The sequence below is a fragment of the Kribbella sp. NPDC054772 genome, assembly GCF_053611945.1.
Genome location: NZ_JBSHBJ010000009.1, coordinates 99,274 through 122,352, shown reverse-complemented (window position 1 = coordinate 122,352; position 23,079 = coordinate 99,274). Strand labels below are relative to the sequence as shown.

At 69.7% G+C, this 23,079-nt stretch carries 21 protein-coding genes; 7 read left to right on the top strand and 14 right to left on the bottom strand.

The window, feature by feature from the left end:
- The first annotated feature begins 46 nt into the window (after positions 1-46).
- Positions 47-586, top strand: coding sequence for a GNAT family N-acetyltransferase (locus tag ACWGID_RS17370; protein ID WP_452197602.1), 540 nt, complete (start codon positions 47-49; stop codon positions 584-586).
- Here the strand turns inward: ACWGID_RS17370 and ACWGID_RS17365 are convergent.
- Genes ACWGID_RS17365 through ACWGID_RS17340 form a run of 6 tightly spaced genes read right to left on the bottom strand, consistent with a single transcriptional unit; the run spans position 583 to position 7,349 of the window.
- On the bottom strand, positions 583-1,398 hold the full coding sequence (locus tag ACWGID_RS17365) for a bifunctional allantoicase/(S)-ureidoglycine aminohydrolase (protein ID WP_452197600.1): 816 nt from the start codon (positions 1,396-1,398) through the stop codon (positions 583-585). The genes ACWGID_RS17370 and ACWGID_RS17365 overlap by 4 nt on opposite strands.
- Complete coding sequence (gene allB / locus ACWGID_RS17360; protein WP_452197598.1) at positions 1,395-2,735, bottom strand: allantoinase AllB; 1,341 nt, start codon at positions 2,733-2,735, stop codon at positions 1,395-1,397. The genes ACWGID_RS17365 and allB overlap by 4 nt, the downstream gene beginning before the upstream one ends.
- Positions 2,732-3,859 carry a glycerate kinase gene (locus ACWGID_RS17355; protein ID WP_452197596.1) on the bottom strand — a complete coding sequence of 376 codons (1,128 nt, stop codon included), beginning with the start codon at positions 3,857-3,859 and terminating at the stop codon, positions 2,732-2,734. The genes allB and ACWGID_RS17355 overlap by 4 nt, the downstream gene beginning before the upstream one ends.
- Positions 3,859-5,634, bottom strand: coding sequence for a glyoxylate carboligase (gene gcl / locus ACWGID_RS17350; protein ID WP_452197594.1), 1,776 nt, complete (start codon positions 5,632-5,634; stop codon positions 3,859-3,861). Before gcl ends, ACWGID_RS17355 begins: the two co-directional genes overlap by 1 nt.
- Positions 5,631-6,515, bottom strand: coding sequence for a 2-hydroxy-3-oxopropionate reductase (locus ACWGID_RS17345; protein WP_452197593.1), 885 nt, complete (start codon positions 6,513-6,515; stop codon positions 5,631-5,633). Before ACWGID_RS17345 ends, gcl begins: the two co-directional genes overlap by 4 nt.
- A 21-nt stretch (positions 6,516-6,536) precedes the next feature.
- Positions 6,537-7,349 (bottom strand): hydroxypyruvate isomerase family protein, encoded by an 813-nt coding sequence (locus tag ACWGID_RS17340; protein WP_452197591.1) that lies wholly within the window; start codon positions 7,347-7,349, stop codon positions 6,537-6,539.
- A gap of 163 nt (positions 7,350-7,512) precedes the next feature.
- Between ACWGID_RS17340 and ACWGID_RS17335 the strand changes: the two genes are divergently transcribed.
- From ACWGID_RS17335 to guaD, 6 genes are all read left to right on the top strand, one after another.
- Positions 7,513-9,045 (top strand): PucR family transcriptional regulator, encoded by a 1,533-nt coding sequence (locus tag ACWGID_RS17335; protein ID WP_452197589.1) that lies wholly within the window; start codon positions 7,513-7,515, stop codon positions 9,043-9,045.
- A gap of 120 nt (positions 9,046-9,165) precedes the next feature.
- On the top strand, positions 9,166-11,091 hold the full coding sequence (gene uraD, locus ACWGID_RS17330) for a 2-oxo-4-hydroxy-4-carboxy-5-ureidoimidazoline decarboxylase (RefSeq protein WP_452197587.1): 1,926 nt from the start codon (positions 9,166-9,168) through the stop codon (positions 11,089-11,091).
- A complete protein-coding gene (locus tag ACWGID_RS17325; protein ID WP_452197586.1) occupies positions 11,088-12,524 on the top strand; it encodes a xanthine dehydrogenase small subunit in 1,437 nt (478 codons plus the stop codon). Before uraD (ACWGID_RS17330) ends, ACWGID_RS17325 begins: the two co-directional genes overlap by 4 nt.
- Positions 12,521-14,860 (top strand): xanthine dehydrogenase molybdopterin binding subunit, encoded by a 2,340-nt coding sequence (xdhB, locus tag ACWGID_RS17320; protein ID WP_452197584.1) that lies wholly within the window; start codon positions 12,521-12,523, stop codon positions 14,858-14,860. The genes ACWGID_RS17325 and xdhB overlap by 4 nt, the downstream gene beginning before the upstream one ends.
- Positions 14,848-15,684: a xanthine dehydrogenase accessory protein XdhC gene (gene xdhC, locus ACWGID_RS17315; protein ID WP_452197582.1), complete on the top strand. Its 837-nt coding sequence runs from the start codon at positions 14,848-14,850 to the stop codon at positions 15,682-15,684. The genes xdhB and xdhC overlap by 13 nt, the downstream gene beginning before the upstream one ends.
- Positions 15,681-16,961 carry a guanine deaminase gene (gene guaD / locus ACWGID_RS17310; protein ID WP_452197580.1) on the top strand — a complete coding sequence of 427 codons (1,281 nt, stop codon included), beginning with the start codon at positions 15,681-15,683 and terminating at the stop codon, positions 16,959-16,961. Before xdhC ends, guaD begins: the two co-directional genes overlap by 4 nt.
- 31 nt (positions 16,962-16,992) lie before the next feature.
- Here guaD and ACWGID_RS17305 read toward each other — a convergent pair whose 3' ends face one another.
- The 8 genes from ACWGID_RS17305 to ACWGID_RS17270 all read right to left on the bottom strand — a co-directional run bounded on the left by ACWGID_RS17305 (position 16,993) and on the right by ACWGID_RS17270 (position 23,020).
- Complete coding sequence (locus ACWGID_RS17305; RefSeq protein ID WP_452197578.1) at positions 16,993-17,946, bottom strand: type IV toxin-antitoxin system AbiEi family antitoxin domain-containing protein; 954 nt, start codon at positions 17,944-17,946, stop codon at positions 16,993-16,995.
- Positions 17,947-18,048: 102 nt separating this feature from the next.
- Positions 18,049-19,401 (bottom strand): 8-oxoguanine deaminase, encoded by a 1,353-nt coding sequence (locus ACWGID_RS17300; RefSeq protein ID WP_452197577.1) that lies wholly within the window; start codon positions 19,399-19,401, stop codon positions 18,049-18,051.
- A gap of 4 nt (positions 19,402-19,405) precedes the next feature.
- Positions 19,406-20,311 (bottom strand): factor-independent urate hydroxylase, encoded by a 906-nt coding sequence (pucL, locus tag ACWGID_RS17295; RefSeq protein ID WP_452197575.1) that lies wholly within the window; start codon positions 20,309-20,311, stop codon positions 19,406-19,408.
- 5 nt (positions 20,312-20,316) lie between these two features.
- Positions 20,317-20,634 (bottom strand): hydroxyisourate hydrolase, encoded by a 318-nt coding sequence (uraH, locus tag ACWGID_RS17290; RefSeq protein WP_452197573.1) that lies wholly within the window; start codon positions 20,632-20,634, stop codon positions 20,317-20,319.
- Positions 20,631-21,119, bottom strand: coding sequence for a 2-oxo-4-hydroxy-4-carboxy-5-ureidoimidazoline decarboxylase (gene uraD, locus ACWGID_RS17285; protein WP_452197571.1), 489 nt, complete (start codon positions 21,117-21,119; stop codon positions 20,631-20,633). The genes uraH and uraD (ACWGID_RS17285) overlap by 4 nt, the downstream gene beginning before the upstream one ends.
- A gap of 88 nt (positions 21,120-21,207) precedes the next feature.
- Positions 21,208-21,561, bottom strand: a complete 354-nt coding sequence (locus ACWGID_RS17280) for a helix-turn-helix domain-containing protein (protein WP_452197569.1) — start codon at positions 21,559-21,561, stop codon at positions 21,208-21,210.
- Entirely contained in the window at positions 21,554-21,793 is a 240-nt protein-coding gene (locus tag ACWGID_RS17275; protein ID WP_387767607.1) for a thiamine-binding protein, read from the bottom strand. Before ACWGID_RS17275 ends, ACWGID_RS17280 begins: the two co-directional genes overlap by 8 nt.
- Positions 21,794-21,802: 9 nt before the next feature.
- Positions 21,803-23,020: a DUF6986 family protein gene (locus tag ACWGID_RS17270; protein WP_452197567.1), complete on the bottom strand. Its 1,218-nt coding sequence runs from the start codon at positions 23,018-23,020 to the stop codon at positions 21,803-21,805.
- Positions 23,021-23,079 lie beyond the last annotated feature (59 nt).

Sequence of the window (23,079 nt, the reverse complement as noted above, 5' to 3'; positions counted from 1 at the left end):
GCCGAGGGACGGGCTCGGGTGACGGCCGCGGGGGTATTTTCGAGGGATGGGATACGCGCTCGGGGAGCTGGGGCTGCGGAAGTGGCGGACGGGTGATGCGTTGCGGCTGGCCGCTGCGCACGACGATCCGGAGATGGCGCATCAGGGTGGGATCGTGGACCGGGCGTCCGCGGTGGACTGGATCGGGCGGGTCGCGGACCTCGACAACGGGCACGTGTACGCCGTCGCGGATGCCGACGATCACCCGATCGGATGCGTCGGGGTGACGAATATCGACCGGCACCGGGTCGGCTGGACCTGGTACTGGACGCTGCACGACGTCCGCGGCCACGGCGTCGCGCGAGATGCTCTGCGCGCGCTGGCGGGCTGGGCGCACCACGACGCCGGGTTGTACCGGCTCGAGCTCGGGCACCGGCTGAACAACCCGGCCTCGTGCGCGGTCGCGGCCGGCGCCGGCTTCCTCTCCGAGGGCATCGAACGCGAACGCCTCGCCTTCGACGGCACCCGGTACGACGTGGAACGCCACGCCCGCCTGGCCACCGACCCGCTCGTCGCTCCCCAGCGCCCGGTGACGATCAGCGTTTAGAGCGTCAGCTTCGGGTGCCGGTTGACGTCTTTGTACAGCAGGTAGCGGAACCGCCCCGGCCCGCCGGCGTAGCAGGCCTGCGGGCAGAACGCGCGGAGCCACATGAAGTCGCCCTCCTGCACCTCCACCCAGTCCTTGTTCAGCAGGTAGATGGCCTTGCCCTCCAGCACGTACAGCCCGTGCTCCATCACGTGCGTCTCCGGGAACGGGATCACCCCACCCGGCTCGAAGCTGACGATGTTGACGTGCATGTCGTGCCGTACGTCGTCCGGGTCCACGAACCGCTGCGTCTTCCACCGCCCCTCGGTGTCCGGCATCTCGCGGCCTTCGACGTCCGCCTCGTTCGTCACCATCGCCGGCGGTACGTCGATCCCCTCGACCCGCTCGTACGCCTTGCGCACCAGGTGGAACGTCACCGCCGCGTCGCTGGTGTTCCGCACCGTCCAGTCGCCACCCGGCGGCAGGTACGCGTACCCGCCCTCGGTCAGCGTGTGCTTCTCGCCCGCGACCGTCAGCACAAGGTTGCCCGAGACAACGAACAGCACGGCCTCGGCCGCCGGGTCGGTCTCCGGCTTGTCGCTGCCACCGCCCGGCGCGACCTCCACGATGTACTGCGAGAACGTCTCCGCGAACCCGGACAGCGGCCGCGCGATCACCCACAACCGGGTGTCGTCCCAGAACGGCAGCCGGCTGGTGACGATGTCCCGCATCGTGCCGCGAGGCAGGACGGCGTACGCCTCGGTGAAGACCGCGCGGTCGGTGGTGAGGTCGGTCTGCGGGGGCAGGCCGCCCTTCGGCGCGTAGAAACTCATCGCTCTCCTCGGGTCAGCAGGCGGCCGCGTGGGTCGACGTCGATGTCGACGGGTGCGCCGCGGAGCCAGGTACTCCGGACGACGCCGGTGAGCGTGCGTCCGTCGTACGGCGTGATGGCGTTCTTGTGCTGCAGTTGGTGCGCGTCGACGGTGAAGGTCTCGTCGGGGGCGAGCACGCAGAGGTCGGCGTCGTACCCGACCTCGATCCGGCCCTTGGTGCGCAGGCCGGTCTGCTCGGCGGGGGCCGTGGACATCCAGCGGACCACGTCGGCCAGCGTGAACCCGCGGCGGCGGGCCTCGCTCCAGACGGCGGGCAGACCGAGCTGGAGGGAGGCGATGCCGCCCCAGGCGGTGCCGAAGTCGCCGGTGTCGAGGTGCTTGAGGTCGATCGTCGACGGCGAGTGGTCGGACATAACCAGGGTGATCGTGCCGTCCCGCAGGCCCTCCCAGAGCAGCTCGCGATTGGCGCCCTCGCGGATCGGCGGGCAGCACTTGTACTGCGTCGCGCCGTCCGGGATGTCCTCGGCCGCGAAGCTCAGGTAGTGCGGGCAGGTCTCGGCGGTGATCCGTACGCCGGACGCGCGGGCGTCGGCGATCAGCGGCAGGGCGTCGGCGCTGGAGACGTGCAGGATGTGCACGCGGCAGTCGTACTCGCGGGCCAGTCGGATCACCTGCGCGACGGCCTCGTTCTCGGCCGCGCGTGGGCGCGAGTTGAGGAAGGCCTCGTAGTTCGCGCCGTTCGGCGGGGTCGCCTCGTCGATGCGGTGCGCGTCCTCGGCGTGCACGATCAGCAGGCCGTCGAAGCTCGCGATCTCGGCCATCGCTGCCGCGAGCTGGTCCGTGTCGAGCGGCGGGAACTCGTCCACTCCGGAGTGCAGCAGGAAGCATTTGTAGCCGAACACGCCGGCGTCGTGCAGCGGGCGGAGGTCCGGCACGTTGCCCGGGATCGCGCCGCCCCAGAACCCGACGTCGACGTACGCCTGGGTCTCGGCGGTCTTGCGCTTGAGAGCGAGGGCCGGCGCGTCGCAGGTCGGCGGAATGCTGTTGAGCGGCATGTCGATGATCGTGGTGACGCCGCCGCGGGCCGCTGCCTTGGTCGCGGACGTGAACCCTTCCCAGTCGGTCCGGCCCGGGTCGTTGACGTGCACGTGCGAGTCAACGAGCCCCGGCAGCAGTACTTCGTCGTCGGCGAGCCGCAACTCCACGGCCGCGTCGAGCTCGGCGTCGTACGGCGAGATCGCGACGATCCGCCCGTCCCGGACGCCGACCGCGCACGCCTGCTCCCCCGCGGACCGCACCACCCGCCGAGCCCGAATCACCAGATCCACAGCGTTCATGCGATGCCTCTCTCGCTCCGTGTCATCGTAAGGTGCTGCACTGCGATCCGTTCCCCGAGCTGTTCGAGCAACGGCTTCGGGTCGGCGATACACCGCTGGACGTCCGGCTCCAGGTCGGTGAGCGCGTACGCCGCGGTCACCCCGATCTCCCGCAGCTGCCAGGGTTCCAGCTGGTTCACGCCACACACAGCGATAACTGGAATTCCGGCTGTTACCGACGCCACGCCCGCGACCGCCTTGCCGTGCAGTGTCTGCTCGTCGAGCGCACCCTCGCCGGTGATCACCAGGTCGGCGCCGATCAGTTGCTCACGGAAACCGACGAGGTCCAGGACGAGGTCGATGCCGGGCCGGAGCTCGGCGTCGAGCAGCGCGAGCGCTGCGAACCCCACACCACCCGCGGCTCCGGCGCCGGGTACATCGCGAAGGTCCTTGCCGGTCGCCTCGGCCACCAGGTCGGCCCAGCGCGTCAGCCGCCGGTCCAACTCGCCCACCTGCTCCGGCGTCGCCCCCTTCTGCGGTCCGTAGACAGCAGCAGCTCCCCGCGGCCCGGTCAACGGATTGTCCACGTCGCACGCAACAACCACCTGCACACCCCGGAGCCGGCGGCGAATGATCGCCAGATCGAAGGTCCATTCGGCCCGGTGGTCTGCGCCGCAGAGGGCTTGGATCAGGCCGGTGCCGCCGTCTGTTGACGCGCTCCCGCCGATGCCCAGCACGATGCGGGTGCAGCCTGCGTCGATCGCGGATGCCATCACCTCGCCGGTGCCGTACGACGTCGCGGTGAGTGGGGCCGGGACGCCGTCCGGGAGACGGACCAGCCCGGAGACGTCCGCGAGTTCGACGACCGCGGTGTCACCGGACCGCGCGTACCCGGAGGACACCGGCTGCCCGGTGGGACCGGACGCGACCACCGGCACCAACTGATACCCGGCGGCGCCGGCGGCGGCGTGTGTGCCGTCGCCGCCGTCGGCCACCGGGACCGAGATCACGGTGGCGTCGGGGCAGACTCGTCGTACCCCGGCGCCGACCGCTGCCGCGACCTCGGTGCTCGTCAGCGTCCCCTTGAACTTGTCCGAGGCAACGACCATCCGGACGCCGAACCCCTCGAACGTCGGGGCCGTCATCAGTCCAGCAACGCGAGCGCGGTGGGCGCGTCGGCCGGCGAGACCGCCAGGTCCTCGAACTCGATCACGTTGTCGATCTCGACCCCCATCGAGACGTTCGTGACCCGCTCGAGGATGACCTCGACGACGATCGGGACCTGGTGCTCGACCATCAGCTTCTTGGCCTGCTCGAGCGCCGGCAGGATCCCGTCCGGCTCGGACACCCGCAACGCCTTGCAGCCCAGGCCTTCGACGACCTTCACGTGGTCGACGCCGTACCCCTTCACCTCGGGGCTGTTGATGTTCTCGAAGGACAGCTGCACGCAGTAGTCCATGTCGAAGTTCCGCTGCGCCTGCCGGATCAGGCCGAGGTACGAGTTGTTCACCACCACGTGGATGTACGGGATGTTGAACTGCGCCCCGACCGCGAGCTCCTCGATCAGGAACTGGAAGTCGTAGTCACCCGACAGCGCCACCACGGTGCTGTCCGGATCCGCGACCGCGACGCCGAGCGTGGCCGGCACGGTCCAGCCGAGCGGGCCGGCCTGACCGGCGTTGATCCAGTGCCGCGGGCGGTACACGTGCAGCATCTGCGCGGCCTGGATCTGCGACAGCCCGATCGTGCTGACGTACCGGACGTCCGGCCCGAACGCGCGGTTCATCTCCTCGTACACGCGCTGCGGCTTGATCGGGGTGTTCTCGAAGTGCGTGCGGCGCTGCAACGTCGTACGGCGCTCGCGGCACTCCGCGGCCCACGCCGTACGGTCGGCCAGTTTGCCCTCGGCCGCCCACTCGCGCGCGACCTCGACGAACACCTGCAGGGCGGCGCGAGCGTCCGACACGACGCCGTAGTCGGGCGCGAACACCCGGCCGATCTGCGTCGGCTCGATGTCCACGTGGATGAACTTCCGCTCGCCGCGGTACACGTCCAGCCCGCCGGTGTGCCGGTTCGCCCAGCGGTTCCCGATCCCGAGGACCAGGTCGGAGGCCAGCATGGTCGCGTTGCCGTACCGGTGCGACGTCTGCAGACCGACCATCCCGGCGCTCAGCGGGTGGTCGTCTCCGATCGCGCCCCAGCCCATCAGCGTCGGTACGACGGGAACTCCGGTGACCTCCGCGAACTCGACCAGGAGGTCCGCGGCGTCGGCGTTGATAATCCCGCCCCCGGCGACGATCAGCGGCTGCGCGGCCTCGTTCAGCATCGTCAGTACCTTCTCGGCCTGGGCGCGGGTGGCGGCCGGGCGCGAGACCGGAAGCGGCTCGTAGGTGTCGATGTCGAAGTCGATCTGCGCGAGCTGCACGTCCAGCGGCAGGTCGATCAGGACGGGACCGGGACGGCCTTCGCGCATCACCTGGAACGCCTTCTGGAAGGTGCCCGGGACCTGCGCGGCCTCCATCACGGTGACCGCCCACTTCGCGACCGGCTTGGCGATCGCGGAGATGTCGACGGCCTGGAAGTCCTCCTTGTGCAGCTTCGCGACCGGCGCCTGGCCGGTGATGCAGAGGATCGGGATCGAGTCCGCGGAGGCGGAGTACAGGCCGGTGATCATGTCGGTGCCGGCCGGTCCCGACGTACCGATGCAGACGCCGATGTTGCCGGCCGCGGCCCGGGTATACCCCTCGGCCATGTGCGACGCGGCCTCGACGTGGCGGGCCAGCACGTGCTTGATGCCGCCATGGGCGCGGATCGCGCTGTAGAACGGGTTGATCGCGGCGCCGGGCAGCCCGAACGCCTGCGTCGACCCTTCCTTCTCCAGGATCAGTACCGCGGCGTCGACCGCGCGCATCCGGGTCATGAGTTCGCCTTTCCGGACAGGCGCTCCACACCGCGGAGCAGCGCCGAGTGGTCGAGCTTGCCGTCACCGTTCGCCCGCGCGGACGCGACCAGCTGCGCCACCAGGGCACCCAGCGGTACGACGACGCCCGCCTCGCGGGCGGCCGCGGTGACGATGCCCATGTCCTTGTGGTGCAGATCGATCCGGAACCCGGGCTCGAAGGAGCGGGACAGCATGTTCTCCTTCTTCTGGTTCAGCACGGTGGACCCGGCGAGACCACCACCCAGGACCTCGAGGGCGGCCTTGGTGTCGACGCCGTACGCCTCCAGGAACACGACCGCCTCGGCGACCGCCTGGATGTTCGCCGCCACGATCAGCTGGTTCGCGGCCTTCACCGTCTGGCCGGAACCGCTCGGGCCGACGTGGACGACGGTCTTGCCGACCGCGTCGAACAGCGGCTTGGCGACCGCGAAGTCGTCCGCCTCGCCGCCGACCATGATCGACAGCGCGGCGTTCTTGGCGCCGGCCTCACCACCGGAGACCGGTGCGTCGAGCAGCCGGAACCCGAGCGCGCGGGCCTGCTCGGCAAGCTGCTGCGTGACGTCGGGCCGGATGCTGGAGAAGTCGATGATCAGCGCGCCGGTCTCGGCGTTCTGGAAGACCCCGCTCTCACCCTCGAGGACGTCCTGGACATCGGGCGAGTCGGGCACCATCACGCAGATCACGTCGGCGCCTTTGACCGCGTCGGCGATCGAGCCGGCCGCGCGGCCGCCGGCGGCGATCAGGGCCTCGGCGCGCTCCGGGCTGCGGTCCAGGCCGGCCACGGAGTGTCCGGCGTTGGCGAGGTGGACGGCCATCGGGTTGCCCATGATGCCGAGGCCGATGAAGGCGATATTCGTCATTTCGTCGTCTCCTAGGAAAGGTCAGCGGCGCTCGAACGGCAGCCAGCCGAAGCTTGCTTCTGAGGTGGTGGACGGCTTGTACTCGAGCCCGACCCAGCCGGCGTAGCCGTTGGTCTCCAAGGCGCTGAGCTGGTGGTCGAGCGGAAGCGTGCCGGTGCCGGGCTCGTTGCGGCCCGGGGCGTCGGCGATCTGGACGTGGGCGACCCGGTCGGTGTGCTCGGCGATCACCCGGTCGACGTCGTCACCGTTGACCGCGAGGTGGTAGAGGTCCGCGAGCAGTCCGACGTTCGGTACGTCGTACGCCGCCTGGACGCGATCGATCACGGTCAGAGCGTCGGCCGCGGTCTTCAGCGGGTAGCGGTCGGCACCGCTGACCGGCTCGACCAGGACGGTGGCGCCGATCCGGGCGGCGGCCTGAGCGGCGAGGGCGAGGTTCTCGACCGCGAGGTCGTCCTGCTCCTGCTCGGCGACGCCGTCGACCCGGTTGCCGTACAGGGCGTTGAAGCCCTGGGTGCCGAGACGCTCGCCGATGCCGACGGTGACGTCGACGTTGTCCCGGAACTCGCTGGACCGCTTCGGCCAGGACACCAGGCCGCGGTCGCCGCCGGGCATGTCGCCGGCGAAGAAATTCAGGCCGGTCAGCTGGACGCCGGCGTCGGTCACCGCGGTGACGAACGCGTCGACCTGCCGGTCCGGCGGCACCGCCTCGACGAACGGCCACCAGAACTCGACCGCGCCGAAGCCGGCCCGCCGCGCCGCGGCTGGCCGCTCCAACAGAGGCAACTCGGTGAACAGCAACGAACAGTTCACCGTGAACCGCAGATGGTGACTCATCCCGACTCCAATTTCCGTATTGCGGAATCTTGTTTCTGTTCTGCGAAATGACCATAAGCGGGCGCCGAGTGACCGTCAAGACCGGCCGCCGGCGTCGAGGCCTGTCCTACGCGAGCGCGCGCGTTGTACGTTCCTCTAAAGCGACCGAGCTCGGAGGTACGGCGTGTTACTGGCGGAACTGCTGGATGCGCCGGAGCTCGGGCTGCGGCTGCTGCACTCGGCCGGCGGGACCCTGGACCGCCCGATCGGGCGGCTGGTGACGACCGACCTGCTGGAACCGGGGCGGTACCTGAACGGCGGCGAGGTGGTGCTGACCGGGCTCGTCTGGCGGCGCCGACCGATGGACAGCGAAGTGTTCGTGAGCTCGATGGCGGGGCGCGGCGCGACCACGATCCTGGCCGGGAAGGCGCAACTGGGCGACGTTCCGGCGGATCTGCTGCAGGCGTGTCAGCGGCACGAGGTGACGCTGATCGAGGTGCCGGTCGAGATCGCGTTCGCGGACGTCACGGAGTACGTCGCGGCGGCGGGCTCGGCCGAGACCGGGGCGCGCCTCTCGGCGAGCCTGGTGCGGCAGCGGCAACTGCTGTCGTCGATCGCGGCCGGCCGCAGTCTCGACGAGTTGGCGGCGCGGATCTCCGCCGAGATCGGGCACGACTGCCGCGTGCTGACTCCGACCGGGCGCCACGTCGTACCGGGGCCTGGTGAGCTCGATGCGGCGGCCGTCGACGCGGTGACGCGCAAGTTCCTGACCGCGGACCGTACGCCGGCGCTCGCGCTGACGATCGATGCGTCGTACAGCCTGTTCCCGGTCGGGTCGGGGCTGGGCAACCGGCTGACGGCGTGGGTGCTCGTGATCGAGGGCGACCACACCGAGTGGTCGCGGGACCATGTCGAGGCCGTGCACGAGTTGTGCGCGATCGCCGCTCTGGACCGGGCCCGGCGGGACGAGGGTCGCCGCGCGCTGCGCCCGCTGGTCGCCGACGCGTTGGCGCTGGTCGAGTCGGGCGCGCCGCAGGCCGAGGTCGCCGCGCGGCTCCGGCAGGCGGGCGCGCACTCGGAACGACCGATGGCCGTCGCGGTCGCCGAGCTCCGGGACGACGGCCCGAGCGAGGTCGCGCTGAGCCTGCTGGAGGACGTCGCGCTGACGGTCGGGCCGGCCGTCGTCGCGCCCGGCCGGGACGGTCTGCTGGTCGGTTTCCTGCCGTACACGCCGGGGCTTCCCGAGCACCTCCGGCGGGCGTTCGGCCGGCTCGGATCCGGTCTCCAGCGGGCGCGGCTCGCTGTCGGGGTCAGCGGCGAGACCGCCATTGACGCGCTCGCGGGCGCGCTCGAAGAGGCCCGCTTCGCGCAACGCGCCGCGGGTGCCGGCCGGGCTCCGGTCTCGGTCGTGACCTCGGACGAGGTCGCCTCCCACGTCCTCCTGCTCGCCACGTTGCCCGACGACGTACGGCGTACCTACACCAACCGTGTCCTCGGGGCGGTGCTCGAGCACGACCGCCGGACCAACGCCGACCTGCTCAGCACACTCCAGGCGTTCCTCGCCTGCTCCTGCTCGTGGACCCGTACGGCGGAGGCGCTGCACCTGCACGTCAACACCGTTCGCTACCGCATCGAACGCGTTCAGCAACTGACCGGACGCGATCTGGCGAGCCTCGAGGACCGCGTCGACGTGTTCCTGGCGCTGAAATCGCTCTGATTGTGTGATCACACAAAGGTCGGTGTTCATGAGCGGTTCATCTTCGGACGTTCATCGGGTGCCATCGGGGCCGTAGGAAGCCGATGCTCGGGGCAGGTCAAACCCGAGGAGCGTGTCCCGATGAAGACAGTCCTGCGACCGTCCCGCCGCGCCAGCCGCCATCCTGTCGATCAGGTGCTGCCGCCCGGCAAGCTGGCCGTCTACGGCACCCAGCACGTCCTGGCGTTCTACGCCGGGGCGGTGATCGTACCGATCCTGCTGGCTGGTTCGATCGGGCTCAGCACCGAGCAGCTCATCCACCTGATCAACGCGGACCTCTTCACCTGCGGGATCGCCTCGATCATCCAGTCCGTCGGGTTCTGGAAGGTCGGCGTCCGGCTGCCGCTGCTGCAGGGCGTGACGTTCACCGCGGTGTCGCCGATGATCGCGATCGGTCTCGCGGCCGGCGGCGGGACCAACGGTCTGCTGGTGATCTACGGCGCCGTCCTGGTCGCCGGTCTGGCCACGTTCTTCATCGCACCGTTCTTCAGCAAACTGATCCGGTTCTTCCCGCCAGTCGTGACCGGCTCGGTGATCACGATCATCGGCCTGGCGCTGCTCCCGGTCGCGGCCGGGGACGCGGTCGGCGGCGCCGGCCCGGATGCCGCTCCGACGAGCGGCAAGAACATGGCCTACGCACTCGGCACGCTGGCGCTGATCGTCCTGATCCAGCGCGTCTTCAAGGGGTTCATGGCGACGATCGCCGTCCTGGTCGGGCTGGTGGCCGGGACGCTGGTGGCCTGGGCGTTCGGCGACGCGCACTTCAGCGCGGTCAGCGACGCGTCCTGGGTCGGCGTCACCCAGCCGTTCTACTTCGGCTGGCCGAAGTTCTCGATCGCGGCGATCATCTCGATGGTCGTGGTCATGCTGATCACCGCGGTGGAGACCACCGGTGACGTGTTCGCGACCGGCGAGATCGTCGAGAAGCGGATCGGCCGCGAGGACATCGCCCGGGCGCTGCGGGCCGACGGCCTGGCGACCACGATCGGTGGCGTCTTCAACTCGTTCCCGTACACCTGCTTCGCCGAGAACGTCGGCCTGGTCCGGCTGACCCGGATCCGCAGTCGCTGGGTGGTCGCAGCGGCCGGCGGGATCATGATCCTGATCGGGCTGGTCCCGAAGGCCGGTGCGATCGTGGCCGGCGTACCGCACCCGGTTCTGGGTGGCGCGGCGCTGGCGATGTTCGCGACGGTGGCCGTGGTCGGGTTCCAGACGCTCGCCAAGGTCGACTTCCACGACCACCGGAACGTGGTGATCGTGGCGACCAGCGTCGGCCTGGCGATGTACGTGACCGCGCAGCCGCAGGTCTCGCAGGCGGTGCCGCACTGGGCCGAGATCATCTTCGGCAGCGGCATCACGCTCGGCAGCCTGACCGCGATCTTCCTGAACATCCTGTTCCACCACGTCGGCAAGAACTTCGGCCCGGCGGTGGCGGGGCAGCCGGGTGACACCGTCCGGCTGGACCAGGTGAACAAGATGACCCGCGAGGAGTTCGTCGAGACGTTCGGCAGCCTGTTCCAGGGTCCGCGCTGGGCCGTCGAGCGGGCCTGGGACATGCGCCCGTACGCCGACACGCACGCGCTCCGGCGGTCGTTCCAGGAGGCCCTGTTCTCCGGGTCCCGCGACGAGCAACTGGAACTGATCCAGGCGTACCCGCAGCTCGGATCGCAGTTCGTCGCCGACGGCCTGAACGGCGAGGCGTCGCTGCGGGACCAGTCCGACAAGGGCCTCACGTTCCTCGGCGAGCCGGAGCGCGACGAGCTGACCACGATCACCGACGCGTACCGCGAGCGGTTCGGCTTCCCGCTGGTGATCTCGGTCCGCGACGCGGAGTCGTTCGAACGGATCGTCGAGCAAGGCCGGGAGCGGCTCGGCAACTGCGACAACCAGGAGCACGCCGCCGCCCTGCTCGAGATCGCGAAGATCGCCGGCTACCGGTTCGACGACTTCGTCTCCGACGCCAACCCGATCCACAGCGCCCGTACCCGGTGGAGCAGCAACCGATGACCACGCAAGCCCTTCGTACCTCTGCCCTGACCGTGAACGGTGAAGTCACCGCGATCGGCGACGTACCGGTGCACACCACCGTGCTGGACTGGCTGCGGGACCGTGGCCTGACCGGAGCCAAGGAAGGGTGTGCGGAAGGCGAGTGCGGCGCCTGCTCGGTGCTCGTCGCGCGGCCCGGGACCGACGCGCCGACCGAGTGGACCGCGGTGAACGCGTGCCTGCTGCCGATCGCGTCGCTGGACGGCCAGGAACTCATCACCTCGGAGGGCCTGGGTTCTCCGGCCGACCTGCACCCGGTCCAGAAGGAGATGGCCGTCCGCGGCGGGTCCCAGTGCGGGTTCTGTACGCCGGGCTTCATCTGCAGCATGGCGGCGGAGTACTACCGCCCCGGGCGGGCAGGCGGCGAGAGCGATCACGAGCACGGGCCGAACGGATTCGACCTGCATTCGCTCAGCGGCAACCTCTGTCGCTGCACCGGCTACCGCCCGATCCGCGACGCCGCCTACGCCCTGGAGGACCCGACGGAGAACGACGCCCTGGCGGTACGCCGGGACTCGCCGCCTCCGGCTCCGGCAACGACCGGACTGGTCTCGGCCGAGGGCGAGTTCGTCCGGCCCGCGTCGCTCGACGGCGTACTCGATCTGCTGGCCGAGCGACCGGAGGCGCAGATCGTTGCCGGGTCGACCGATCTGGGTGTGCAGGTGAACATCTTCGGTTCCCGCCCGCCGCTGACGATCGCCATCGACCGGCTGGCCGAACTCCGCGAGTTCAGCTTCGGGCTGGACGAGGTTCGGCTCGGTGCCGCGCTGACGCTGAGCGAGATCGAGCGCCGCCTGGCCGGCCGGGTGCCGTTGCTGGCCGAACTGTTCCCGCAGTTCGCGTCCCGGCTGATCCGGAACGGCGCGACGATCGGCGGCAACCTCGGCACCGGGTCCCCGATCGGCGACACCCCGCCGGCGCTGCTCGCGCTCGACGCCGCGCTGGTCCTGTCCTCGCGCCGCGGCGAGCGCGTCGTACCGCTGGCGGAGTACTTCACCGGCTACCGGCAGACCGTGAAGGCGGTCGACGAGCTGATCCGGACGATCGTGATTCCGTTGCCATTGGCACCGATGACGGCGTTCCACAAGATCGCCAAGCGCCGCTTCGACGACATCTCGAGCGTCGCGATCGGGTACGCCGTCGAGGTCGTCGACGGTGTGGTCCGGGACGCCCGGATCGGACTCGGTGGGGTCGCCGCGACCCCATTGCGGGCCCGCGCGACCGAGGCGGCCCTGATCGGCCGGCCGTGGACCGAGGAGACGATACGGATCGCCGCCGGCGTGATGGCCGCGGAGGGTACGCCGATGGACGATCACCGCGCGAGTTCGTCGTACCGCTCGGCGATGCTCGGTCAGTCGTTGCTGCGTTTCTACTTCGAGGGGGTGGGCGCATGAGCTCGCTGTCGGAACGGCCGGCTGCCGCGCTGGTCGGAGTACCACTGCCACACGAGAGCGCCGCGCTGCATGTCACCGGAGCAGCCTTGTACACCGACGATCTGGTGATGCGGACCCGGGACGTCCTGCACGCGTGGCCGGTGCAGTCACCGCACGCGCATGCCCGCGTCACCGCGCTGCGCGTGAAGCCGGCGTACGACGTACCGGGTGTGGTGCGGGTGTTGACGGCGGACGACGTACCTGGGGTGAATGACGCCGGGGTGAAGCACGACGAGCCGCTATTCCCGGGTGAGGTGATGTTCAACGGGCATGCGGTGTGCTGGGTGCTCGGGGAGACGCTGGAGGCGGCGCGGCTCGGGGCGTTGGCGGTGGAGGTCGAGTACGAGCCGCTGCCGTCATTGGTGACTGTTCGCGAGGCGATCGAGGCCGAGAGCTTCCAGGGCATCGGGCGGCACCTGGAGCGGGGCGACGTCGAAGAGGCGTTGGCGGGCGCGGCGCAGGTGTTCAGTGGCGAGTTCGAGTTCGCCGGGCAGGAGCACTTCTATCTGGAGACGCACGCGGCGCTGGCGCTGGTGGACGAGTACGGGCAGATCTTCGTGCAGTCCAGTACGCAGCACCCGTCCGAGACGCAGGAGATCGTCGCGCACGTGCTCGGGCTGGCCAGTCACTCGGTCACGGTGCAGTGCCTGCGGATGGGCGGTGGGTTCGGCGGCAAGGAGATGCAGCCGCACGGGTTCGCCGCGATCGCCGCACTCGGCGCTACGCTGACCGGGCGGCCGGTGCGGTTGCGGCTGAACCGGACGCAGGACATGACCATGTCGGGCAAGCGGCACGGGTTCCACTCGTCGTGGACCGTTGGCTTCTCCAACGATGGCAAGCTGGTGGCGCTGGACGCTGTTCTGACCGCGGACGGCGGGTGGAGTCTCGACCTGTCGGAGCCGGTGCTGGCGCGGGCGATGTGCCACATCGACAACGCGTACGAGGTCCCGCACATCCGGGTCGAAGGCCAGATCGCGAAGACGAACAAGACCTCACAGACCGCGTTCCGCGGCTTCGGCGGCCCGCAGGGAATGCTGGTGATCGAGGACATCCTCGGTCGCTGCGCTCCCCTCCTCGGGTACGACGCTCTGGAGTTGCGCCGGCGCAATTTCTACCAGCCGGGCGACTCCACGCCGTACGGGCAACCGGTGCGGCACGCGGACCGGCTGGAGTCCTGCTGGTCGCAGGTGCTTGCTCTTGGTGAGGTCGACGCGCGGGCTTCGGAGATTGCCGAGTTCAACGCCGCGCATGCGCATGTGAAGCGCGGGCTGGCGATGACGCCGGTGAAGTTCGGGATCTCGTTCAACCTGACGGCCTTCAACCAGGCCGGCGCGCTGGTGCATGTCTACAAGGACGGGTCGGTGCTGATCAACCACGGTGGCACCGAGATGGGGCAGGGGCTGCACACGAAGATGCTGCAGGTCGCTGCCACGACGCTCGGGCTGCCGTTGTCGCGGGTGCGGCTGGCGCCGACGCGGACCGACAAGGTGCCGAACACGTCGGCGACTGCCGCGTCGTCCGGCGCCGATCTGAACGGCGCCGCGATCAAGAACGCCTGCGAGCAGATTCGGGAGCGGCTGGCGCAGGTCGCCGGCGGGCGGCTCGGGATCAGCCCGTCCGACGTCCGGTTCGCCGACGGGATCGTGCGCGGGTTGTCCGGCGACGGGCTCGCCTGGAACGAAGTCGTGGGGATGGCCTACATGCAGCGCGTGCAGCTGTGGGCAGCCGGGTTCTACCGGACCGAAGGACTCCACTGGGACGCGAACGCGATGCGCGGCGAACCCTTCAAGTACTTCGCGTACGGCGTTGCCGCGTCGGAGGTCGAGGTCGACGGGTTCACCGGTTCCTACACGCTGCGCCGGGTCGACATCGTCCACGACGTCGGGGACAGCCTGAGCCCGCTGATCGACATCGGTCAGATCGAGGGCGGATTCGTCCAGGGGGCCGGCTGGTTGACGCTCGAGGATCTGCGGTGGGACGAGAGCCAGGGCGATCGGCGCGGACGGCTGTCGACACAGGCCGCGAGCACGTACAAGCTGCCGAGCTTCTCGGAGATGCCGTCGATCTTCAACGTCCACTTGTTGGAGAAGGCTCACGAGGAAGGTGCCGTCTACGGCTCCAAGGCTGTCGGTGAGCCGCCGTTGATGCTGGCGTTCTCGGTCCGCGAGGCGTTGCGACAGGCCGCGGCGGCCTTCGGCCCGGCGGGTACGAGCGTTGATCTCCCGTCCCCCGCCACACCTGAGGCCGTGTACTGGGCGCTCGATCGCGCACGAGGCGGTGTGTCATGGAGTGGGTAAAAGCGATCCAGCTGCTGAGGACCGGGCGTCGGCCTGGGGTGCTCGTCACCGTGACGTCGGTGCGCGGGCATGCGCCGCGCGAGGCCGGCGCGAAGATGGTTGTTGCTTCCGACAACGTCTGGGCGACGGTCGGCGGCGGCAATCTGGAAGCGCTGGCGGTCGAGCGTTCCCGGGCGATGATCGCGGACGGTGTGTCGGTCCCCGAGGAGCTGACGGCCGCGCTGTCCGACAAAGCGCCGTACCAGCATGGGGTTCAGTGTTGTGGGGGTGAGGTGAAGTTGTTGCTGGAACCGTTGGCGGTGGTGCCGTCGGTGGCGATCTTCGGGGTCGGGCATGTCGGCCTCGAGCTCGCCCGGATCCTCTCGCGGCACGACATCGAACTGCATCTCGTCGACTCGCGGCCGGATCAGCTGACGGCCGATCGGCTGACCGTGCTCGACGACGCGATCGCGCAGGTCCACGTCCACAACGTGCCGGTCCTGCCGGAGCTCGTCGTCGGCGAACTGCCGCCCGGGACGCACGCACTGATCATGACCCACGACCATGCCGAGGACGCCGCGTTGTGCGACGCCGCGATCCGCAACGAGAAGCTCGCGACGATCGGGCTGATCGGGTCCAGCGCGAAATGGACCCGGTTCCAGCGCAAGCTCGCCGAGGACGGCAACTCCCCGGAGGCGATCGCGCGGATCACCACGCCGATCGGGATCCCCAGCGTGACCGGCAAAGAGCCGGCTGTCATCGCGGTCGGCGTCGCTGCCTGGCTGCTCGAACTGTTCACCGCCGAGCGTCGCCCCACCTCGGCTCATCGTGAGGCGAAGGCATGACTCTTTACCGTGGCACGTTCATCGACACCCCGGAGAACCCGTTCGCCGGCGCCGGCCTGCGGGTCGCCGTCGACGCCGGAGTACTGGTCGAGGACGGCGTCATCGTTGCCCGCGGCCCGTTCCTGGAGATCCGGCAGGCACACCCGGCCGAGCAGGTCGTGGACCTGCGGGACGGCGTCGTACTGCCCGGCTTCGTCGACACGCACGTGCACTTCCCGCAGATCCGCGCCGTCGGTGGCCTCGGGTTGCCGTTGCTCGAGTGGCTCGACCGGTACGCGCTCCCGGAGGAGGCGCGGATGGCCGACACGTCCTATGCGGCGAGCGTGGCCGACGAGTTCGTCCGCGGGCTCGCGGCGGCCGGGACCACGTCGGCGCTCGTGTTCGGCGCGCACTACGCCGACGCGGTCGACGCGCTCTTCAGCGCCGCGTCGAAGGTCGGCCTCCGCATCACGTCAGGCCTCGTGCTGAGTGACCGCCTGCTCCGGCCCGAACTGCTCACCACACCGGTCCGCGGGTACGCCGAGTCGCTCGCGCTCGCGAACCGCTGGCACGGCGTCGGCCACAACCGGTACGCCGTGACTCCCCGCTTCTCGCTCTCGTGCACCGACGAACTGCTCGCGACCTGCCGCGAACTGATGGACGCGATCCCCGGCGCACTGTTCACCTCACACGTGAACGAGAACGAGGCCGAGATCGCGAGCGTGGCCGACCTGTTCGGCGGCAGCGACTACGTGACGACGTACGACCGGCACGGCTTGGTGAACCGCCGTACCGTGCTCGCGCACAACGTGCACCCGACCGACGTGGAACTCAAGCTGCTCGGCGCCGCCGGAGCCGCGGTCGCACACTGCCCGACGAGTAACGCGGCGCTCGGCAGCGGCCTGTTCCCGCTGCACCGGCACCTCCAGCACGGCGTACGCGTCGCTCTCGGCTCGGACGTCGGCGCCGGCACCGGCTTCTCCCTGCTCAAGGAGGGCCTGCAGGCGTACTTCTGCCAGCAACTCCTCGGCGACCAAGGCCGCCCGCTGACCGCCGCGCACCTCCTCTACCTGTCCACAGCCGCCGGCGCCGAGGTCCTCGACCTTCCCGACGTCGGCCACCTCTCGATCGGCCACCGCTTCGACGCCCAACTCCTCCGCCCCACCGACGGCTCCCCGTTGTCCATAGCCATCACCCACGCGGAGGACACCGAAGAAGCCCTAGCCCGAATCTTCACCCTAGGCACCCCCGCCGACGTCCAGGCGGTCTGGATCGATGGGCAGCTCCTCCACCACTGACCACGAACCCCCATTGCGGACCTCGGACAAGCTATTGGGTGTCCGAGGTCCGCAACGGGTGTCCACGCAGTCCCCGCCAGAGTCGGTCAGCGGTACGGCGCGGTTGGTCGAGGTCGGACCAGCCGATGCGGATCATGCCGTAGCCGCGCTCGCGGAGACGGTCCTCGCGCCATTTCTCGGCGCGAACGACGTCTGCGCCGGCGTCGTACTTCAGAGCTCCGTCGAACTCCACCACCAGGACCCCGGCGAGCAGGAAGTCGACGCGACCGATCAGGCGGCCGGTCTCGTCACGGATCTCGACCTGTAGCTCCGGCGCGGGCAGACCGTGGTTCGCCATCAGTACGCGGAGTCGTGACTCACCGACCGACTCGCTCAGCCCGTCCGCGAACAGGACAGCCGCACGCGCCGCCGCCGTACCTGACCAGTGCCGATGACGCCGTACGACGGCTTCGAGCTGCTCCGGTGTCGTCAGACCGAGCCGTAGCGCCGCGTCGGCCAGCACCACACCGACCTCGTACGATGTGCCGCCCACCGTCTCCACGATCGCCCGCTCGACCCGCGTCACTCTCAGACCGGCGCACTCGACGACCTCGTCCGCAGCCACCGGCGACCGATGCAGCTGCACGTGTCGTCCTGCTCGCCCACGACCCGTCACCGGGCGGGTGAAGTGCGCCTTCGCAAGGTCGATCCCCCAGATCGGCAAGCCATGAAGAACCGCAGCCGACTGATGGCTGACCACGACATCACGCAGGCGCTCGTAGGCCATCCGCACGCTCAACCGATGCAGACGCAGCGAGCGCTCCCACGGTGGCTCCTCCGGCGGCCAGCCCCGAGGCTCGACGTACGAGTTGTAGGCCAGCCGCCGCCACTGCCGTGTGCGCAACCGGTGCTCCAGCCCGCTGGCGCTGTACCCGGCGGCGAGCGCGTCGGCTCGGGTGAACCAGCCGCCCCGCGCGGCGGCGACTACTGCCAATCTCCTGTTCATGCCGGAGAACATGCACCGAGCACACCACCCCCGAACGACCGATTCGGCAGTTTGTGGACAACCCCCGCGGACCTCGGACAGCCAATAGCTTGTCCGAGGTCTTCAGCGGATGTCCGAGGTCAGACGGGCCTGCACTCGCGCGACCTCGCTCGCCAGCGCATCCGGGTCGGCGGTTTGGAGTACGTCGTGTTCTATGACGGGGCGGCCGTTGATCAGGAGGAGCGATAGCGGCGGGGGTGTGCCTAGGACCAGGGCGGCGATGGGGTCGGGGATGCCGGCGTGGTCCAGGGTGTTGAGGTTCCAGACGGCTAGGTCTGCGAGTTTGCCGGGTTCCAGGGAGCCGAGGTCGTTGGCGCGGCCGAGGATTTGGGCGCCGTCCAGGGTGGCCATTTCTAGGGCGGCGCGGACGGTTAGGGCTTGGGGGCCGCCGCGGGCTCGGGCGAAGAGGAGGGCGTGGCGGAGTTCCTCGATGAGGCTGCCGGACTCGTTGCTGGCGGTGCCGTCGACGCCGAGGCCGACGGGGGAACCGGCGGCGCGGAGGTCGGCGGTGCGGGCGATGCCGGCGCCGAGGCGGGCGTTCGAGCTGGGGCAGTGGGCCACGCCGGTGCGGGTCCTGCCGAGGTGCTTGATCTCGGCGTCGTCGAAGTGGATGCCGTGCGCGAACCACACGTCGGGGCCGGTCCACCCGAGCTGATCGGCGTACTCGAGTGGTGTGCAGCCGTACGTCGCTCGGCACCACTCGGTCTCGTCAATGGTCTCCGCGAGATGCGTGTGCAGGTGTACGCCGCGACGTCGCGCGAGCTCGGCCGACTCGCGCATCAGCTCGCCGCTGACGCTGAACGGCGAGCACGGTGCGACGACGAGCTGCAGCATCGAGTCCGGCGACGGGTCGTGCCAGCGGTCGATCGCGGCTTCGGTCGCGGCGAGGATCTCGTCGCGGTCCTCGACGACCGAGTCCGGCGGGAGGCCACCGTCCTTCTGACCGCGATCCATCGAGCCACGGGCGGGATGGAAGCGCAGACCGATCTCCTGCGCCGCGGTGATCTCGGCCGCGAGCAGGTCGCCACCTCCGCGCGGGAAGACGTAGTGGTGATCGGCGGCGGTCGTGCATCCGGTCCGCGCGAGTTGGGCGAGCGACGCCCGCGCAGCGACGTCCACGGATTCCTCGGTGATCCGGGACCAGACCGGGTAGAGCGTCGTAAGCCAGCCGAAGAGTGTGGAGTCCACGGCCAGCCCGCGTGTCACCCACTGGTACAGGTGCTGATGCGTGTTGACGAACCCGGGTGTGACCAGGCACCCCGTCCCGTCCACCACCCGAGCCCCGTCGTACGTCGGTGCGGGTCCCGGCCCGACCGCGGTAATCCGATTGCCGTCAGCAACCACATGCCCGACGAACTCGCGCCGGGCCGGATCGAGGGTCGCGACGTGCGCGCCCTCGATCACGATCCTCGCCATGGCGTCAGCAGAACCCTGGTACGGCGTGCCACGCGCTGCCGGCGTCGCTCGCGTCGTCGCGGGTCACGCTCGCCTCGATCAGCCCGTACGGACGGTCCGCGGCGATGAACACCTCACCCGGGTTCTCGACGTCGAACGGCGAGAGGTCGACGAGGAAGTGGTGCTTGTTCGGCGCCGAGAACTTGATCTCGGCGACCTCCGGGTGCTGCTCGAGGACCGCCTGACCCATCCCGTAGAGCGTCTGCTGCAGCGCGAGACTGTGGATCTTCGCGAACTGTTCGAGCAGCAGTCCCTTGATCTCGTCGTACGACTTGTCCCAGTCGACGTCGGTTTGGTCGTAGCGCCAGCGCGCAACCAGTGACGTGGCCAGGATCCGGTCGTTCGTCTCCTGCAGCGTCGTGTACTTGTCTTTCAGGAACCCGTGGAACTCCGACCCGGTCGACTTCAGGACGACGAGGTCGCTGATCCCCGAGACGACGTACGCCTTCCGGTCGGCGCCGCGGCCCTCGACGTTGACGACCGTGTTCCGGACGCCACCGCCGGAGCGAACGAACGAGTGGTCGTGGCCCTGGCCGTCGACCTGGATCCGCTCCCAGGCGTACTCCTCGACCTCGACCCGGGCACCCTCCGCGGCGGCCGACGCGTCCAGGAAGTGCGCGCCGAGGGTGAGTGCGTAGTCCTCGATCGCGCCGATCCCCTTCTCCTTGGCGAACGCGAAGGCGGTGTTCTTCTGGGTGTCGGTCGGCAGTACGTCGCTCTGGTCGCCGGTGGTGTGCGCGGCCTCGAAGTTGCCGCGCAGCGCGGTCGACACGTTGAGGTCGCGGATCTGGTGGCGAGGCGTGTCGCGGTAGATGCGGACGACGCGGCTCTCGGCTTTGCCGTACTGGTTGGCTCCCAGGTGGATGGCCATCGGGATCAGCTCCCTCGGTAGGTGGAGAACGCGAACGGGCTGAGCAGCAGGGGGACGTGGTAGTGCCGCTCGTCGGCGACCGTGAAGGTCACGGAGACCTCGGGAAAGAAGATGGCCTGGCCGGTGGATTCCGCGTACGCCGCGACGTCGAACCAGAGCCGGTACGTGCCGTGCTCGAGCTCGGGCGCGAGTTCGCCGATCCGGCCGTCCTGGTCCGTCGTACCGCGGGCTTCGAGGACGTCGCCGCGGTACAGCCGGACCTGGATGTTCTGGACCGGCCGTCCCAGCGCGGTGTCGAGGACGTGCGTACTGAGGCTGCTCATGCGGTCACCACTTTCGCCAGCCGGAGCAGCGCGATCTTGCGCAACTCCTCGTGGACGACGGCCGCTTCGGTCGCGTCGTCGTGCGTCAGACGTTCCCGCAGACTGCTCAGCATCTGCGCCGCCGACAACCCGGTGGCGCAGATCAGGAACACCCGGCCGAACCGGTCCTCGTACTGACGGTTGCCCTCGGCAAGAGCTTCCCGGGAGTCCTGGTCGACACCGGACTGTTCCGTGCGCGACCAGGCCGCCTCGGTGCTCGCGCCCTGCGGCCGGTCACCGATCCGCGGGTGCGCCTGCAGAGCACGATCGACCTCGTCGTCGTCGAGCTCCCGGAGCGCCTGGTCGGCGACCGCGGTCAGCGCGGCGACGTCGCCGTACGGCCGCTTGGCCAGGATCGCGTCGACCCAGCGCGGCACGTCACAGCAGGCCGCCAGCTCCGGCCGCAGCCGGTCGGTCGGAGCGGAGTTGAACTCCAACAGATCCACGGTCACACCTTCTCGAATCCCGAAATCGACTTTCCGTATGACGAGAGCGTGACACCCGCCCCGCTCGTCGTCAACAGTTTGTTGAAAATCAGCGGGCGCGGTTCAGGTAGTTGTACACGGTGAAGCGCGTGACGCCGAGCGCCTCGGCCACGATCTCCGCCGACTTCCGGAACTCGAACGCGCCGCGCGCCTCCAGCATCAGCACCGCCTGCTGCTTCTGCGACCTGGGGAGCTCATTGAGCGGCCCGCCCAGTTCGTCCGCCACCTCCGCGAGCAGCCCCTGCACCCCACCCTTGGCCGGCAGCCGCACCGCGACCACCGGCTCCCCGTCCCACGCCAGCGGTACGTCGTCCGCGCGGGCGTCGGCCGGGTCGACGAGTTCCGCGTTCAGCCGTTCGATCAACGGGCCGATCGCCTGGACCAGCGGGTGCGGCTCAGGCATCGCGGCGTACCTGCAGCGTCACCTGGCTCGCGCCGCCGGCGAACGCGGCTTCGAGCACTTTCGGCAGCGCGGGCAGCAGCAGGTGCTGCTCGCCGCTGACCTGTGTGCCGAGCGGGCCGAACTCACAGTCGAGCCCGGCCTCCTCGGCGGCACGCAACGCCTCGGTGGCGTGCGCGGGTGGCGAACCCTCGACCTCGAAGGGTTCCGTGGTGAACTCCGCAACCAGTCGCATGCCGCGAGGCTAACTCTCCGGCACTGCTCGGCGGGCCAGCTTGGCGAGACCGGTCGTGTCGAACTCGGTCGTGTCGATCGCTCCGCACTCGATGCCGCGCAGGACGAAACCGGCGAGCGCGGCCGCCGTCGCGGGCTCGTCCAGGTAGCCGGACTCACCGTCGCCGAGGTACGCCCGCAGGCGTAGCGCGGCCTGCTCGAACCCTTCCCGATAGAACAGGTACGTCGCGGCGAAGCGGGTCGGGAGCTGGGCGGGGTGCATGTCCCAGCCCTGATAGATGCCGCGCGCGAGTGAGCGCCGTACCAGCCGGAAGTGCAGGCGCCAGGCGTCGTGGACGGCGTCGCCGACCGGGAGGACGTTGGTGGAACCGTCGGACACGAAGACACCGGTGCCGGCCGCGGCGAGCTGCATGACGTCCTTGGCGTGGTCCGCGACCGGGTGCTCCATGCTCTGGTACGCCGCCGCGACGCCGAGCGACGCGGAATAGTCATAGGTCCCGTAGTGCAGACCGGTGACGCGATCGCCGCCGGCCTTGATCATCCGGGCGATCAACGCGGTCCCGTCGGCACCGAGGATCGCCTGCGGCGTCTCGACCTGGATCTCGAACTTCAACTGCGGTACGCCGTAGGCGCGCTCGAGCGTTTCGAGGACGAACACCATCGCCTCGACCTGCTCGACCGAGGTCACCTTCGGCAGCGTGATGACGAAGCCGTCGGTGATCGTGCCGAGGTTCTTGATGACGAGGTCGAGCGTTCTGACGGCGCGGCGTCTGGTTGGCGCCTCCAACGATTTGATCCGCAGACCGTAGTACGGCGTCCGGTCGGAGAACGTTTGAGCAGCGGCGATCGCCGCGGCGTCCTCCTCATCGTCCGGCCGGTTGCCGTAGCCGTCCTCGAAGTCGACGCGCAGGTCCTCGATCGGCTCGCGCTCGAGTTTCGCGCGGACCCGGTCGTAGACCTCGTCCGCCAGATCGGCCGGAAGGTCGAGCACTTTCGCGAACGCTGCCGCGGACCCGGCGTGCTCGTCGAGCGCCGCCCGCGCTTGGGCGCCCCAGTCGGCCACCGTGCCCGCGTCGTACCGATCGGCTGGGACGTAGACAGTGTGGATCGGCTGGCGGACCCCTCGATCGCCGCGGTAGTCCGCGGCCAGCGCCGCGTCCGCGGCCGCCAAACGCCGGTCCAGCTCGGTCACCAGATCAGCCAGGTCGTACGGGTCATTCAGGCTCATGCGGCCGCCTCCTCAGCTTTCCGTATTGTGGAGACTAATATCTACTTTGCGGAAGGCAC